The 16736-nt window shown below is 55.6% G+C and carries 12 protein-coding genes; 7 read left to right on the top strand and 5 right to left on the bottom strand.

Annotated features, from left to right (window positions below):
* Positions 1-46: 46 nt before the first annotated feature.
* A complete protein-coding gene (gyrA, locus tag FE839_RS13545; RefSeq protein ID WP_138361331.1) occupies positions 47-2680 on the bottom strand; it encodes a DNA topoisomerase (ATP-hydrolyzing) subunit A in 2634 nt (877 codons plus the stop codon).
* A 246-nt stretch (positions 2681-2926) separates the two neighbouring features.
* Here gyrA and ubiG point away from each other — a divergent pair, with 246 nt between their 5' ends.
* The 4 genes from ubiG to yfaE all read left to right on the top strand — a co-directional run bounded on the left by ubiG (position 2927) and on the right by yfaE (position 7772).
* Positions 2927-3655, top strand: a complete 729-nt coding sequence (ubiG, locus tag FE839_RS13550) for a bifunctional 2-polyprenyl-6-hydroxyphenol methylase/3-demethylubiquinol 3-O-methyltransferase UbiG (RefSeq protein WP_138361332.1) — start codon at positions 2927-2929, stop codon at positions 3653-3655.
* A 344-nt stretch (positions 3656-3999) separates the two neighbouring features.
* Positions 4000-6285: a class 1a ribonucleoside-diphosphate reductase subunit alpha gene (gene nrdA / locus FE839_RS13555; protein ID WP_138361333.1), complete on the top strand. Its 2286-nt coding sequence runs from the start codon at positions 4000-4002 to the stop codon at positions 6283-6285.
* A 102-nt stretch (positions 6286-6387) separates the two neighbouring features.
* Positions 6388-7518 carry a class Ia ribonucleoside-diphosphate reductase subunit beta gene (gene nrdB / locus FE839_RS13560; protein WP_138361334.1) on the top strand — a complete coding sequence of 377 codons (1131 nt, stop codon included), beginning with the start codon at positions 6388-6390 and terminating at the stop codon, positions 7516-7518.
* Positions 7518-7772 carry a class I ribonucleotide reductase maintenance protein YfaE gene (gene yfaE / locus FE839_RS13565; RefSeq protein WP_138361335.1) on the top strand — a complete coding sequence of 85 codons (255 nt, stop codon included), beginning with the start codon at positions 7518-7520 and terminating at the stop codon, positions 7770-7772. The genes nrdB and yfaE overlap by 1 nt, the downstream gene beginning before the upstream one ends.
* 82 nt (positions 7773-7854) lie before the next feature.
* Here the strand turns inward: yfaE and glpQ are convergent, their stop codons facing one another.
* Both glpQ and glpT read right to left on the bottom strand, forming a co-directional pair.
* A complete protein-coding gene (glpQ, locus tag FE839_RS13570) occupies positions 7855-8925 on the bottom strand; it encodes a glycerophosphodiester phosphodiesterase (protein ID WP_138361336.1) in 1071 nt (356 codons plus the stop codon).
* A 14-nt stretch (positions 8926-8939) separates the two neighbouring features.
* The gene (glpT, locus tag FE839_RS13575) at positions 8940-10286 is read right to left on the bottom strand and encodes a glycerol-3-phosphate transporter (RefSeq protein WP_138361337.1); all 1347 of its coding nucleotides are present in this window, start codon (positions 10284-10286) and stop codon (positions 8940-8942) included.
* A 271-nt stretch (positions 10287-10557) separates the two neighbouring features.
* On the opposite strand from glpT, the gene glpA reads away from it, so the two are divergent.
* The 3 genes from glpA to glpC are packed head-to-tail and all read left to right on the top strand — an operon-like array spanning position 10558 to position 14604.
* Complete coding sequence (glpA, locus tag FE839_RS13580) at positions 10558-12180, top strand: anaerobic glycerol-3-phosphate dehydrogenase subunit A (protein ID WP_138361338.1); 1623 nt, start codon at positions 10558-10560, stop codon at positions 12178-12180.
* Positions 12170-13429, top strand: a complete 1260-nt coding sequence (gene glpB, locus FE839_RS13585) for a glycerol-3-phosphate dehydrogenase subunit GlpB (protein WP_138361339.1) — start codon at positions 12170-12172, stop codon at positions 13427-13429. The genes glpA and glpB overlap by 11 nt, the downstream gene beginning before the upstream one ends.
* Positions 13426-14604 carry an anaerobic glycerol-3-phosphate dehydrogenase subunit GlpC gene (gene glpC / locus FE839_RS13590; RefSeq protein ID WP_138361340.1) on the top strand — a complete coding sequence of 393 codons (1179 nt, stop codon included), beginning with the start codon at positions 13426-13428 and terminating at the stop codon, positions 14602-14604. Before glpB ends, glpC begins: the two co-directional genes overlap by 4 nt.
* A gap of 20 nt (positions 14605-14624) precedes the next feature.
* Here glpC and yfaU read toward each other — a convergent pair whose 3' ends face one another.
* Both yfaU and FE839_RS13600 read right to left on the bottom strand, forming a co-directional pair.
* Positions 14625-15428 carry a 2-keto-3-deoxy-L-rhamnonate aldolase gene (yfaU, locus tag FE839_RS13595; protein WP_138361341.1) on the bottom strand — a complete coding sequence of 268 codons (804 nt, stop codon included), beginning with the start codon at positions 15426-15428 and terminating at the stop codon, positions 14625-14627.
* 14 nt (positions 15429-15442) lie between these two features.
* Positions 15443-16732: an MFS transporter gene (locus FE839_RS13600; RefSeq protein ID WP_138361342.1), complete on the bottom strand. Its 1290-nt coding sequence runs from the start codon at positions 16730-16732 to the stop codon at positions 15443-15445.
* Positions 16733-16736: the final 4 nt, after the last annotated feature.

A 16736-nucleotide genomic window follows, 5' to 3' on the forward strand; every position in this document is an offset into this window, starting at 1 on the left:
AGGGTCGGGATAACCCCGACCCTTTCAGAACAATTACCGTAGAGAATTACTCTTCATCTTCGGCAATATCATCATCACTTTCCGCTTCTGGCGCAATATCATCATCGCCTTCCGCCACGCTGCCATCGATAGCGTCCAGCTCCTCGTCATCAACCGGCTCAGCCACGCGCTGCAGGCCGACCACGTTTTCATCTTCCGCTGTACGGATGAGAATCACGCCCTGCGTGTTACGGCCCACAATGCTCACTTCAGAAACGCGGGTACGCACCAGCGTGCCTGCATCGGTGATCATCATGATCTGGTCGGCATCATCCACCTGTACCGCGCCAACCACAGAGCCGTTACGCTCGGTAACTTTAATGGAAATAACGCCCTGCGTACCACGAGACTTAGTTGGATATTCGCCTTCCGCCGTACGTTTACCGTAGCCATTCTGCGTCACGGTCAGGATAGCCCCTTCACCGCGCGGAATAATCAGAGAGACAACCTTGTCTTCGCCCGCCAGCTTAATACCGCGCACGCCGGTCGCGGTACGACCCATCGCACGGACGGCATCTTCTTTAAAGCGCACCACTTTACCGGCGGCAGAGAACAGCATGACTTCGTCAGAACCGGAGGTCAGATCCACGCCGATCAGCTCGTCGCCTTCGTTGAGGTTCACCGCGATGATACCGGCGGAACGCGGACGGCTGAACTCGGTCAGCGCCGTTTTCTTCACCGTACCGCTGGCGGTGGCCATAAAGACGTTAACGCCCTCTTCGTACTCGCGTACCGGCAGAATAGCGGTAATACGCTCGTCGGCTTCCAGCGGCAGCAGGTTGACGATCGGACGACCGCGCGCGCCACGGCTCGCTTCCGGCAGCTGATAAACCTTCATCCAGTACAGACGGCCACGGCTGGAGAAGCAAAGGATCGTGTCGTGGGTGTTAGCCACCAGCAGACGGTCGATAAAGTCTTCTTCTTTAATACGCGCCGCAGATTTGCCTTTCCCGCCACGACGCTGCGCTTCGTAATCGGTTAACGGCTGATACTTCACGTAGCCCTGATGGGACAAGGTCACAACAACATCTTCCTGGTTGATCAGATCTTCGATGTTGATATCAGCGCTATTGGCGGTGATTTCCGTACGGCGCTGGTCGCCGAACTGATCGCGCACCAGCTCCAGCTCTTCACGAATCACTTCCATCAGACGCTCGGCGCTGCCCAGAATGTGCAGCAGTTCCGCGATCTGTTCCAGCAACTCTTTGTACTCGTCGAGCAGTTTTTCATGCTCAAGACCCGTCAGTTTCTGCAGACGCAGATCCAGAATCGCCTGCGCCTGTTGTTCAGTCAGGTAATACTGACCATCGCGCACGCCAAATTCCGGTTCCAGCCATTCCGGACGCGCGGCATCATCACCGGCGCGTTCCAGCATCGCCGCAACGTTGCCCAGATCCCACGGACGGGCGATTAACCCCGCTTTTGCTTCTGCCGGCGTCGGCGCACGACGGATCAGCTCGATGATCGGATCGATGTTCGCCAGCGCAACCGCCAGCGCTTCAAGGATATGCGCACGATCGCGGGCTTTACGCAGCTCGAAAATGGTACGACGCGTCACCACTTCGCGGCGGTGGCGCACAAACGCGGCAATAATTTCTTTCAGGTTCATGATCTTCGGCTGTCCATGGTGCAAAGCAACCATGTTGATACCGAAGGAGACCTGCAGTTGAGTCTGTGAATAAAGGTTGTTAAGCACGACCTCACCCACCGCGTCACGCTTAACTTCAATCACGATGCGCATGCCGTCTTTATCGGACTCGTCGCGCAGCGCACTGATACCTTCAACGCGTTTATCTTTCACCAGCTCGGCGATTTTCTCGATCAGACGCGCTTTGTTCACCTGATACGGAATTTCATGCACGATGATGGTTTCGCGGCCGGTTTTGGCATCAGCTTCCACTTCCGCGCGTGCGCGAATGTACACTTTCCCGCGACCGGTGCGATAGGCTTCTTCAATACCGCGGCGACCGTTGATGATCGCGGCGGTCGGAAAGTCCGGGCCCGGAATGTGTTCCATCAGCCCTTCAATGCTGATGTCTTCGTTTTCGACGTACGCCAGACAGCCGTTGATCACTTCGGTCAGGTTGTGCGGCGGAATATTGGTTGCCATACCGACTGCGATACCGGACGAACCGTTGACTAACAGGTTCGGGATTTTGGTCGGCATGACGTCAGGGATCTTCTCCGTGCCGTCATAGTTATCGACGAAATCCACCGTCTCTTTTTCCAGGTCGGCCATCAGTTCATGGGCGATCTTCGCCAGACGGATTTCTGTGTAACGCATCGCCGCGGCGGAGTCGCCATCGACAGAACCAAAGTTACCCTGACCATCTACCAGCATATAACGCAAGGAGAATGGCTGTGCCATACGTACAATGGTGTCATAAACGGCGGTATCACCATGAGGGTGGTATTTACCTATGACGTCACCAACAACACGGGCAGATTTTTTATAGGCTTTGTTCCAGTCATTGCCCAATACGTTCATGGCGTATAGTACGCGACGGTGAACCGGCTTCAGGCCATCTCGGACGTCCGGCAGCGCACGGCCAACAATGACCGACATCGCATAATCCAGATACGAGCTTTTCAGCTCTTCCTCGATGTTGACCGGTGTAATTTCTCTCGCAAGGTCGCTCATCTAACCGCTATCCCTCTACTGTATCCCGGATTCAAAGGTCGCAAATTATAACACAGCCGCAGTAATACGGGTAAATCTATACCCAATGAATTTCTCGCCGCATCAGGACGGCGAATTCGTCGCGAATGAATGTCTCCAGCCTGGAGTAGCGAAGGCTGGCAAAGCTGGCGACGGCATATACGGTTTATTCACGGCGGTCTGCTGATATACTCCCAGACCTGAATCGAAGAAGGAGTAAAAGCGCTCATGAATGCCGAAAAATCGTCGGTAGCCCACAACGTTGATCATAATGAAATCGCTAAATTTGAAGCCGTCGCATCACGCTGGTGGGATTTAGAGGGCGAGTTCAAACCATTGCATCGCATCAACCCTCTGCGTCTCAGCTACATCGCGGAGCGCTCCGGCGGTCTGTTCGGCAAAAAAGTGCTCGATGTCGGCTGCGGCGGCGGTATTCTTGCGGAAAGCATGGCGCGCGAAGGCGCAACGGTGACCGGTCTCGATATGGGTTTTGAACCCTTACAGGTGGCGAAACTGCATGCGCTGGAGAGCGGTATACAGGTCGAATATATTCAGCAAACGGTCGAAGAGCACGCGGGAAAACACGCTCAGCAGTACGACGTGGTCACCTGCATGGAGATGCTGGAACACGTCCCGAACCCACAGTCGGTCGTGCACGCCTGCGCGCAGTTGGTCAAACCCGGCGGCCACGTTTTCTTCTCGACCATTAACCGTAACGGTAAAGCATGGCTGATGGCGGTGGTGGGCGCCGAGTACATTATGAAGATGGTGCCCAAGGGGACCCATGATGTGAAGAAATTCATTAAACCTGCGGAGCTGATTGGTTGGGTAGATCAGACTATTCTGAAAGAACAGCATATTACCGGCCTGCATTACAATTTATTGACCAATACCTTCAAGCTGGCGCCAGGTGTTGATGTTAATTATATGTTGCATACAACGACGAAAAACACATAACGTCAGCAGTTTTTCCTATGATGATTGCGCGGCATCAAGCCGCGTGATTTCTTCTTCCGATGAAGAAATCGGCACCCGATCAAATTTTCATTTTTTTTTCTGATTTATTGACATCTTCTCCAGGCCTTATGTGGCGTGGATTTCGCGATTATTCCCCTTACGCAACCTCAATTTAACGTCAAAATCAACTCTTGTACTCAAAAGAATCCTTACTAGAATACTCACCATATAGCGTTTCTTTTATCAATAACCCCCTACATATAGTATTTATCCACAGAGTTAGTCACAACGAGTCTCTGTGGATAAGTGGGGGATATCTTCTTTCACGGACAGGTATAATCCACATGAATCAGAGTCTGCTGGTGACAAAGCGCGACGGTCGCACCGAGCGCATCAATCTCGACAAAATCCATCGCGTACTGGATTGGGCGGCAGAAGGGCTGAATAACGTATCCATCTCCCAGGTAGAACTGCGCTCCCATATTCAGTTCTATGACGGCATCAAAACGGCCGATATTCACGAAACCATCATCAAAGCCGCCGCGGACCTTATTTCCCGCGATGCGCCGGATTACCAGTATCTCGCTGCGCGCCTGGCGATTTTCCATCTGCGTAAAAAAGCCTACGGTCAGTTTGAGCCGCCAGCGCTGTTCGATCACGTCACAAAGATGGTGAAAAACGGCAAATACGATACCCATCTGCTGGAAGACTACACGGAAGAAGAGTTCAGGCAGATGGATTCGTTCATCCAGCACGACCGCGATATGACCTTCTCCTACGCGGCCGTTAAGCAACTGGAAGGCAAATATCTGGTACAGAACCGGGTCACCGGTGAGATCTATGAAAGCGCGCAGTTCCTGTACATTCTGGTTGCCGCCTGCCTGTTCTCCAACTATCCGCGTGAAACGCGTCTGGATTACATCAAGCGCTTCTATGACGCGGTATCCACGTTTAAAATCTCGCTGCCGACGCCGATTATGTCCGGCGTGCGCACCCCGACCCGTCAGTTCAGCTCCTGCGTGCTGATCGAGTGCGGCGACAGTCTGGACTCCATTAACGCCACTTCCAGCGCCATTGTTAAATACGTCTCGCAACGCGCCGGTATCGGCATCAACGCAGGGCGTATCCGCGCGCTGGGCAGCCCGATTCGCGGCGGCGAAGCCTTCCACACCGGCTGTATCCCGTTCTATAAGCACTTCCAGACGGCGGTGAAATCCTGCTCCCAGGGCGGTGTGCGCGGCGGCGCGGCAACCCTCTTCTACCCACTGTGGCATCTGGAAGTGGAAAGTCTGCTGGTACTGAAAAATAACCGTGGTACCGACGCCAACCGCGTTCGTCACATGGACTACGGCGTACAAATCAACAAGCTGATGTATACCCGTCTGCTGAAAGGGGGAGACATTACCCTGTTCAGCCCGTCCGACGTTCCGGGTCTGTATGATGCGTTCTTCGCCGACCAGGATGAGTTTGAACGCCTGTACACCAAGTACGAGCAGGACGACAGCATTCGTAAGCAGCGTATTAAAGCAGTTGAACTGTTCTCGCTGATGATGCAGGAACGCGCCTCCACCGGCCGTATCTACATCCAGAACGTTGACCACTGCAACACCCACAGCCCGTTTGACCCGGCTGTCGCCCCGGTCCGTCAGTCCAACCTGTGTCTGGAAGTCGCCCTGCCGACCAGGCCGCTGGAAGATGTTAACGATGAAAACGGCGAAATCGCGCTGTGCACCCTGTCCGCCTTCAACCTCGGCGTGATTGATAGCCTGGATGAACTGGAAGATCTGGCGGTACTGGCGGTTCGCGCGCTGGACGCCCTGCTGGATTACCAGGACTACCCGATTCCGGCGGCTAAGCGCGGCGCAATGGGCCGTCGTACTCTGGGGATTGGCGTCATTAACTTTGCCTACTATCTGGCGAAGCACGGCAAACGCTACTCAGACGGCAGCGCCAACAACCTGACGCACAAAACGTTCGAAGCGATTCAATATTATCTGCTGAAAGCTTCTAACGAACTGGCTATCGAGCAAGGGGCCTGCCCGTGGTTTAACGAAACCACCTATGCACAGGGTATTCTGCCGATCGATACCTACAAAAAAGACCTCGATGCGATCGTCAGCGAATCCCTGCATTACGACTGGGAATCCCTGCGCGAATCGATCAAAACGCACGGTCTGCGTAACTCCACGCTCTCTGCGCTGATGCCGTCCGAGACCTCTTCGCAGATCTCCAACGCCACCAACGGGATCGAACCGCCACGCGGCCACGTCAGCATTAAAGCGTCGAAAGACGGTATTCTGCGCCAGGTGGTGCCGGACTACGAAAAACTGCAGAACGGTTATGAACTGCTGTGGGAGATGCCGAACAACGACGGTTACTTGCAACTGGTGGGCATTATGCAGAAGTTTATCGACCAGTCGATTTCAGCCAATACCAACTACGATCCGACGCGTTTCCCGTCAGGAAAAGTGCCGATGCAGCAGTTGCTGAAAGACTTGCTCAATGCCTATAAATTCGGCGTAAAAACACTGTACTATCACAACACCCGCGATGGCGCGGAAGATGCCCAGGATGACCTGGCGCCGTCCATCCAGGACGATGGCTGCGAAAGCGGCGCATGTAAGATCTAAGTTATTTTGCCGGGTGGCGCGACGCTTACCCGGCCTACGGTTTTGTAGGCCCGGCAAACGAACTACCGCCGGGCGATACAATTTCAACAGGACTCACATTTAATGGCATATACCACTTTTTCGCAGACCAAAAACGATCAGTTGCTTGAGCCGATGTTTTTTGGTCAGCCGGTGAACGTCGCCCGCTACGATCAGCAAAAATATGACATCTTTGAAAAGCTGATTGAAAAGCAACTTTCTTTCTTCTGGCGTCCGGAAGAAGTTGACGTTTCCCGCGACCGTATCGACTATCAGGCGTTGCCGGAGCACGAAAAGCACATTTTTATCAGCAACCTCAAGTATCAGACGCTGCTGGATTCCATTCAGGGGCGTAGTCCGAACGTCGCCCTGCTGCCGCTGATCTCGATCCCGGAGCTGGAAACCTGGGTTGAAACCTGGGCATTCTCCGAGACTATCCACTCGCGCTCCTACACCCATATCATCCGTAACATCGTTAACGATCCGGCGGTGGTGTTTGACGATATTGTCACCAATGAGCAGATTCAGAAACGCGCGGAAGGGATCTCCAGCTACTACGACGAATTGATCGAGCTGACCAGCTACTGGCATCTGCTGGGCGAGGGTACGCACAGCGTTAATGGCAAAACCATTACCGTTAACCTGCGCGAGCTGAAAAAGAAACTCTACCTGTGCCTGATGAGCGTTAACGCGCTGGAAGCTATCCGCTTTTACGTCAGCTTCGCCTGTTCATTCGCCTTCGCCGAGCGCAAGCTGATGGAAGGTAACGCCAAGATTATTCGTCTGATCGCCCGTGATGAAGCGCTGCACCTGACCGGCACGCAGCATATGCTGAACCTGCTGCGTTCCGGCGCCGATGACCCGGAAATGGCGGAAATCGCCGAAGAGTGCAAGCAGGAGTGCTATGACCTGTTCGTGCTGGCGGCTCAGCAGGAAAAAGAGTGGGCGGATTATCTGTTCCGTGACGGTTCAATGATTGGCCTGAACAAAGATATTCTGTGCCAGTACGTCGAATACATCACCAACATCCGCATGCAGGCGGTTGGTCTCGATCTGCCGTTCCAGACCCGCTCCAACCCGATCCCGTGGATCAACACCTGGCTGGTGTCCGATAACGTGCAGGTTGCGCCGCAGGAAGTGGAAGTCAGTTCTTATCTGGTCGGGCAGATCGATTCCGAAGTCGATGCTGACGACCTGAGCAACTTCCAGCTCTGATGAGTCGTATTTTTCTGAAGATTTCTGACACGCATCTTGAGTGTCAGGATGAACACCCTTCTCTGCTGGCCGCGCTGGAATCGCATAATATCAACGTGGAATACCAGTGCCGCGAAGGCTACTGCGGCTCCTGCCGCTGTCGTCTGCTCTCAGGCCAGGTAGACTGGCTGACGGAGCCGCTGGCATTTATCAGTGAAGGGGAAATTTTGCCCTGCTGTTGCAGGGCAAAAGGGGATATTGAGATCGAGATGTGATTTTGTCGGGTAGCGCGCAGCGCTCCCGACCAACAAAACCGCAGTTCACAGGCCAGGTAAGGCAAAGCCGCCATCCGGCTTTTTAGTGTTTCTCCTGCAAAAACGCCACCGCTTTATCCGGGAAATCGGTGAACAATCCTTCCACGCCCGCCTTGTTATACAGGATGTCATAAAGCTGATTAACATCCGTGGCGTAGTCAGGAAGGCGATCGGCGCGAACGGTGTAAGGATGCACCACCATCTTGTTCTGCTGCGCCTCTTTCACCATGCCGGTCAACGTGATATGCCCCACCGTCGATTTTTCATCAATCAGCATATGGTAGTCCGGGCCGATCCCGTCGGCATAGCTGGCGATCTGTTTCATCGCGCCGGGCCTGAACATCCAGTCGTAGTTATAGTTAACCCAACTGCCGTCCGGCTGTTTTTGCTGAGTTTCATTCCAGTCGGTGTACGCAATCAACTGCACCAGATTGAGATCCATCCCCCTCTTCGGTTCCAGCTCATTCTTAATGCGCTTCAGCTCCGCTGCATCGAAACACTGCAAATAGACGTTATCTTTTTTACCGGTATAACCATACTTTTTCAGCACATCCAGCGTCTTAGCCGCAATATCCTTCCCTTCCTGATGATGGAACCACGGCGCTTTGATTTCCGGATAGATACCGATATTTTTCCCGGTCGAATGATTCAGCCCCTGAACAAGTTCTATCTCTTCCTCAAAGGTATGCACGCGGAAATCTGATTTCCCCATCGGGAAACGGCCAGGGTAAGTCTGTACTTTCTTGCCGTTCTCAATATCAAAACCTTCGGTAAACTTCAGGGATTTAATTTCATCCAGTGTGAAATCAATGGCGTAGTAACGCCCGTCCTGGCGAGCGCGATTCGGGAAACGTTCGGCAACATCAGTGACCCGGTCAAGGTAGTGGTCATGCAGGACGACCAGATGGTCGTCCTTCGTCATCACCAAATCCTGCTCAAGATAATCGGCGCCCTGCGCATAGGCCATCGCTTTCGCCGGTAGAGTATGTTCCGGCAGGTAACCGCTGGCGCCGCGATGGGCGATAACGATTTTATCCCCCGCCGCCGCGCTGACGCTCAACGTCGCTCCCGCCAGTAGAATTGCGCCCATGAACGTCGATAAGGATGTTTTCATACGCATTCCTTAAGTTAAGCCTTTTTCAACTGCGCGTGGTGACGCTTTTCACCAACCATCGCCACTGCCAGCAGCAGGACAGCCAGCACGCTACCGCCAATCATCACCATAAAGCCGCCATCCCAGCCAAAGAAGTCAACGGTATAGCCAACAATGGCGCTCGCCGCCACGGAGCCGCCGAGATAGCCGAACAACCCGGTAAAGCCCGCAGCCGTACCCGCCGCCTTTTTCGGCGCCAGCTCCAGGGCATGCAGACCAATCAGCATCACCGGGCCGTAAATCAGGAAACCGATAACAATCATACAGGCCATATCCACGCCAGGATTACCCGGCGGGTTCAGCCAGTAAACCACGGTGGCAATGGTCACCAGCGTCATAAAGAAGACGCCGGTCGCGCCACGGTTGCCCTTAAACACCCTATCGGACATCCATCCGCAAATCAGGGTGCCAGGGATCCCGGCATATTCGTATAAGAAATAAGCCCAGGAGGATTTATCCAGCGCGAAGTGCTTCACCTCTTTCAGGTAAGTCGGCGACCAGTCGAGAACGCCGTAGCGCAGCAGATAAACGAACACATTCGCCACCGCGATATACCACAGCAGCTTATTCGGCAGGACGTACTGCATGAAAATCTGTTTTGCGGTCAGTTCTTCTTCATTCTTTTCGCTGTAATCATCCGGGTAGTCGTTTTTATACTCTTCAATCGGCGGCAAACCGCAAGACTGCGGCGTATCGCGCATCATGGCGAAGGCGAAAATCGCCAGCAAAATAGCGCCGAAAGCAGGCATATACAACGCCGCATGCCAGTCGTTAAACCAGGCCATCCCCAGCAGGAACAGCAACGGCGGGATCCCGCCGCCGACGTTATGCGCGCAGTTCCACACCGACACGATCCCGCCGCGTTCCTTCTGCGACCACCAGTGCACCATCGTGCGTCCGCAGGGCGGCCACCCCATTCCCTGGAACCACCCGCACAAAAACAGCAGGACAAACATCACCATAATGCTGGAGGTCGCCCAGGGCACAAAACCCATGACCAGCATCACCAGCGCGGCCAGGATCAAACCAGCGGGTAAGAAAATGCGCGGATTCGAACGATCGGAAACGGACCCCATGATGAATTTCGAAAATCCGTAGGCAATAGAGATGCCGGAGAGCGCAAAACCGAGATCGCCACGGGAAAACCCCTGCTCGATCAGATAAGGCATTGCCAGGGCAAAGTTCTTACGTACCAGATAGTAAGCGGCATAGCCGAAAAATATACCAATAAAGATCTGCCAACGTAATCGACGATATACCGGGTCGATTTCCGCCTCTGGCAAACGCGCTTTATGCGCAGCAGGTTTAAAAATACTTAACATTGCAGCCTCCGTGACCAGTACGGTTCTCTTTATGTTGATGCAAAAAAGCCAGTTTATTCACCAGGTTCCGTTGAGACTGCGATAGTAGGCAAAGCGCTGTGTCGATACTGTGAAACATTGCACATATTGTTACAGAAATATGACAAAATTTTCCATTGTGAGCACAAAATCACAAATTCAGTTCGAATTTTGCTCGAATATGCTCGAAATCAAACAATCCACACGTTCAGTATGGCTAAATGATGTAAAGCGAAAGTAGAGGGATGTGAAAATGGCCGACACCCAGGAATGCGATGTCATTATCATCGGCGGCGGCGCAACCGGCGCGGGGATCGCGCGGGACTGTTCGCTGCGAGGGCTACGTGTGGCGCTGATTGAGCGACATGACATCGCCACCGGCGCAACCGGACGTAACCATGGATTATTGCACAGCGGCGCGCGCTACGCGGTCACCGATAGCGAATCGGCGCGAGAGTGCATTAGCGAAAACCGGATCTTACGCCGCATCGCCCGTCACTGTATTGAGCCAACCAGCGGGTTGTTTATCACGCTACCCGAAGACGATCTGGCCTATCAGCAAACCTTTATCACCGCCTGCCGACAGGCGGATATTGATGCTAATCCCCTGACGCCCGCCGAAGCGCTGCGCATTGAACCTGCCGTCAATCCCACGTTAATCGGCGCCGTTCAGGTTCCCGACGGCACCGTAGATCCCTTCCGTCTTACCGCCGCCAATATGCTGGATGCCCGCGAGCATGGCACGCTGGTGCTCACCGGCTGTGAAGTCACCGGTTTACTTCGCGAGAGCGATCGCGTCTGCGGCGTCCACTTTTATGACCACCAACATCATGCAGCGCGTACGCTACGCGCCAGCGTGGTGGTCAACGCCGCCGGTATCTGGGGGCAGCACATCGCCGAGTATGCCGACCTGCGCGTCGCCATGTTCCCGGCCAAGGGGTCTCTGTTAATCCTCGATCACCGTATTAACCAACAGGTCATTAACCGCTGCCGCAAACCCGCCGACGCCGATATTCTGGTGCCCGGCGATACCATCTCGCTAATCGGCACCACCTCAATGCATATCGCCTATGATGAAATAGACGATAACCGGGTCACCGCCGCCGAAGTCGATATCCTGCTGCGCGAAGGTGAAAAGCTGGCCCCGGTACTGGGCCGCACCCGCGTGCTGCGCGCTTACTCCGGCGTGCGCCCGCTGGTCGCCAGCGATGACGATCCGAGCGGGCGCAACGTCAGTCGCGGCATCGTCCTGCTCGATCACGCCCAACGCGACGGCCTGAACGGCTTTATCACCATCACCGGCGGCAAGCTGATGACCTATCGCCTGATGGCGGAATGGGCCACGGATGCGGTGTGCCGCAAACTGGGCAACACCACGCCCTGCACCACTGCCGATACGCCGCTGCCCGGTTCGCAGGAATCGGCAGAAACCACCCTGCGCAAAATTATCTCTTTACCTGCGCCGCTGCGCGGGTCGGCCATCTATCGCCATGGCGATCGCACCCCTGCCTGGCTTGGCGATAGCCGCCAGCACCGAAGTCTGGTCTGCGAATGCGAAGCCGTCACCGCCGGCGAAGTTCAGTACGCAGTGGAAAATCTGGCGGTGAAAAATCTGCTCGATTTGCGCCGCCGCACCCGCGTCGGCATGGGGACCTGCCAGGGCGAACTGTGCGCCTGTCGCGCCGCCGGACTGCTACAGCGCTTCAACGTCGCCACCTCTGCGCAATCCCTCACGCAGTTGTCTGAATTTCTTAACGAACGCTGGAAAGGCGTGCAACCGGTCGCCTGGGGCGATGCGCTGCGCGAAAGCGAGTTTACCCGTTGGGTTTATCTCGGCCTGTGCGGGCTACAGAAGGAGCATCAGGATGAAGTTTGATTGCGTGATTATCGGCGGCGGACTGGCCGGGTTACTATGCGGGCTGGCGCTAAACCAGCGCGGCCTGCGCAGCGTGATTGTCAGTCGCGGTCAAAGCGCTCTGCACTTCTCTTCCGCCTCGCTGGATCTGCTCTCGGCGCTGCCGAACGGTGAAAGCGTCACCGATATCGCTCACGGCATAAACCAGCTAACCCACCAGCTTCCGCAACACCCTTATGCCAGACTTGGCGTCGAGCGGGTTATGATGTACGCCCGCCAGACCCAGCAACTGCTTGCCGCCAGCGGCATCGTCATGCAGGGAGACGCCAGCCAGTCGCATCTGCGCGTCACGCCGTTAGGAACGTTACGCGCGGCCTGGCTTTCACCGCAGGAAATCGCTACCGCGCCGCTGCCCGCCCGCCAGGTCTGTCTGGTCGGTATCAGCGGATTTGCCGATTTCCAGCCGCATCTGGCCGCGGCCTCACTGAATCAGCGCGGCGTCAGCGCGACGGCGAAAGAGATCGATTTACCTCTGCTTGATGTCCTGCGCGATAATCCCTCCGAATTCCGCGCCGCGAATATCGCCCGCCTGCTGGACGACGACGCCCATTGGCCGACGCTGCTGGCCGCGCTCCGTCCGCTCGCGCAGCAACACAATTTGTTAATCATGCCAGCCTGTTTCGGTCTCGCCGATGATCGCCTCTATCACTGGCTGCAACAACGCATGCCCTGCCCGCTTCGCCTGCTGCCGACTCTGCCGCCATCGGTGCCGGGGATGCGCCTGCACGCTCAGCTACAGCGCCAGTTTATTCGTCGCGGCGGAACCTGGCTTAATGGGGATGAAGCGATCAACATCAGTCATCATAATGGTGTCGTTGACGCAGTCTGGACGCGCAACCACGGCGATATCCCGCTGCGTCCGCGTTTTGCCGTGCTGGCCAGCGGCAGCTTTTTCAGTAATGGACTGGTCGCCGAACGTGACGCTGTGCGGGAGCCGATTCTTGGTCTCGACCTGCAACAGACGTTACCGCGCGAAGGCTGGTATCAGCAGGACTTTTTTGCTTCGCAGCCCTGGCAACGTTTCGGCCTGAAAACCGATGCGAATCTACGCCCGCAGCGTCAGGGGCAGCCACTGGAAAATTTGTTCGCCATTGGTTCCCTGCTCGGAGGTTTTGATGCCATTGCCCTGGGATGCGGCGGCGGCATCTGCGCGGTGACGGCGCTGCATGCCGCAAAGCAAATTAGCGAGCTTGCCGGAGAAGAATCATGAACGACACCCGTTTTGAGCAATGCATTAAATGTACCGTTTGCACTACCGCCTGCCCTGTCAGCCGCGTCAATCCGCGTTATCCGGGCCCCAAGCAGGCCGGACCGGACGGCGAGCGTTTACGTCTGAAGGACGGCGCCCTCTACGATGAAGCGTTAAAATATTGCATTAACTGTAAGCGTTGCGAGGTAGCCTGCCCTTCAGATGTCAGAATCGGCGATATTATCCAGCGGGCGCGCATTCAGTACAGTCAGCAAAAACCGACCTTGCGCGATGCCGTGCTCAGCCACACCGACCTGATGGGCACGCTATCCACACCGTTTGCACCGCTGGTTAATGCCGTAACCGGGCTAAAGCCGATACGCCAGGTTCTCGACGCGACGCTGAAAATCGATCATCGCCGCACGCTGCCTAAGTATGGTTTCGGCACCTTTCGCCGCGCCTGGCGCCAGTTGGCCGCCCAACAGGCGCAATATCGCGAGCAGGTCGCTTTCTTTCACGGTTGCTATGTCAACTATAATCATCCGCAACTGGGCAAAGATCTTGTCCGCGTGATGAACGCTATGGGGGTCGGCGTGCAGTTACTCAGCAAAGAGAAGTGCTGCGGCGTGCCGTTAATCGCCAACGGATTTTTTGCTAAAGCGCGTAAACAGGCGCTCAGTAACGTCGCGGCGATGCGGGAAAATAACCTGCCGATTATCGCCACCTCATCGACCTGCGCCTTTACCTTGCGCGACGAATATTCGCATGTGCTGGATATCGATAATCACGACATTCGCGAACGGATTGAACTGGCTACCCGCTGGATTTGGCGTCAGTTGGATGCCGGTCGCAGTTTGCCTTTAAAATCGCTGCCGCTGAAGGTGGTTTATCACACCCCTTGTCATATGGAGAAAATGGGCTGGTCGCTGTATACCCTTGAGCTACTGCGGCTGATCCCCGGCTTGCAACTGCAAGTGCTCGATTCCCAGTGCTGCGGTATCGCCGGAACCTACGGGTTTAAGTCGGAGAATTACGCTTCGTCGCAGGCGATTGGCGCACCGCTGTTCCGGCAGATTGACGAAAGCGGCGCAGATCTGGTGGTGACCGATTGCGAAACCTGCAAGTGGCAGATTGAGATGTCCACCAGCAAGCGCTGTGAACATCCCATCTCCCTGCTGGCGCAGGCGCTGGCCTGAAAACCCGCGCCATTAAGCGCCTAGTAGCTCCCCTTTCCTCCCGGTTGCCCGGCTACCGGCTTGAACATCGCCAGCCGGTTATCCAGCGCGCTGGTATAAAGCTGGGTATCGACGCCCACGGCGACGAAGTTCGCCCCCCACGCCAGTGCTTTTTGCGCCATTTCCGGGTCCACAGCCAGGAATCCGGCAGCTTTCCCCGCCGCGCGAATGCGGCGGATGCTCTGTTCTATAATCCGCTGCACCTCCGGGTGACCCGCGTTATCCGGATACCCCAGCGAAGCCGATAAATCAGCAGGACCAATAAATACGCCATCAATGCCCTCCACTTCGAGGATCGCATCCAGGTTATCAAGCGCCGTTTTGCTCTCCACCTGGATCAACAAGCAGAGTTCATCATTCGCCTGCGCCATATAGTTTTCGACCCTTCCCCAGCGTGCGGCGCGGGCCACTCCGGCGCCGACGCCGCGCGTCCCGATCGGCGGATAACGGGTTGCCGAAACAATCTCCCGCGCCTGTCCGGCGGTATCGACCATCGGTACCAGCAGCGTTCTGGCGCCGATATCCAGCACCTGCTTAATCAGGGTGCGACTGCCCTCTACCGGGCGAATCACCGGCTGACTGGCATACGGCGCAATAGCCTGAAGCTGATGATAAAGATCCTGGATAGTATTCGGCGCATGTTCGCCGTCGATCAGCAGCCAGTCGTAACCTGAAGTGGCGGCGATCTCGGCCATATAAGAGGAGGTCGAGCTCAGCCACAGGCCAATTTGCGCTTCCCCCTGTAATAATCCCGCTTTAAACGGATTCGATAAAATTGCGTTCATAGGTATCCCTTACGTTAATGCTGTACGCTGTCAGCCCGCGGAACGGCGCGATTAACACGCAGTGAAAAGATAATAGCGACCCCAATAATCGCCACACCGGCAAGCGTCAATAATCCGGCGGCATCACTGGCGAAAATCGTTTCCGCCTGGACACGAACAATCGGTGCCAGAAAACCGCCAATGGCGCCAAACAGATTGATGAAACCAATGCCGGCGGCCAGCGCCGTGCCGGACAACAACTGAGTCGGCATGGTCCAGAAAACCGGCTGCACGGCAATCACGCCAACGGCGGCTACGCACAGGGCGATAATCGCCAGCACCGGTGAAACCAGTCCGGAGACGGCAATGCCAATCGCCGCCGCCAGCAGGGTGAATGCCGCAATATTACGGCGCTCGCCGGTACGGTCGGAATAGCGAGGAATAAGCCAGGTGCCAAGTAGCGCCGCAATCCACGGGATGGCGGTCACCACCGAGGCCACAAACCCGACTTTGGTGCCCAGCAGCGCGGCAACCTGGGTCGGCAGGAAGAAAATCAAACCGTAAACCGCTACCTGAATAGTCAGATAGATAATCGCCAGTTGCCAGACCCGGCCATTGCGCAGCGCATCGGAGAGCCGCGATGTGATCTTTTTCTCCTCTTCTCTGGCCAGTTCGCCGATCAGCGCCTGTTTTTCAGTCGCGCTCAGGAAACGCGCATTTTGCGGCGTGTCGTCCAGCCAGAAGAAGGTAAATACCCCCGCGCCAACGGCCAATAATCCCTCAATAATGAACATCCAGAACCAACCCGGATGCCCCATAAAACCGTGCATTTCCAGCAGCGCACCGGATAAAGGCGAACCGAGAGTCAACGCCAGCGGTGCCCCCATATAGAACAGCCCCATGATGCTGGCGCGATTTTGCTGCGGAAACCACTGGGAGGTCAGGTAGATCATTCCGGGGAAAAAGCCTGCTTCGGCAGCCCCGAGTAAGGTGCGTATCAGCAAAAATTTCGCTTCCGTATCCGCCCCAGCCATCGCTGCGGAGAGCACGCCCCACAGCAGCGTGGTGCAGCCAATCCATTTTCGCGCGCCGAATTTGCGCATCAGCAGGTTAGCAGGCACGCCAAGAAAGGCGTATACCACAAAGAAAATCCCCGCCCCCAGCGCATAGGCTTCATTACTTAACCCGGTATCCAGTTGGTAGGTCTCTTTGGCAAAACCGATATTCGAGCGGTCAAGAAACGCCAGCACGTACAGCGCCAGCATAAACGGGATCAAACGGGCGCGGTTTTTCTTCACCACGCTCTCAAGCAAGGTGTTGCTCATCGTA

The organism is Klebsiella indica (genome assembly GCF_005860775.1).
In the GTDB taxonomy this organism is placed as follows: domain Bacteria; phylum Pseudomonadota; class Gammaproteobacteria; order Enterobacterales; family Enterobacteriaceae; genus Klebsiella; species Klebsiella indica.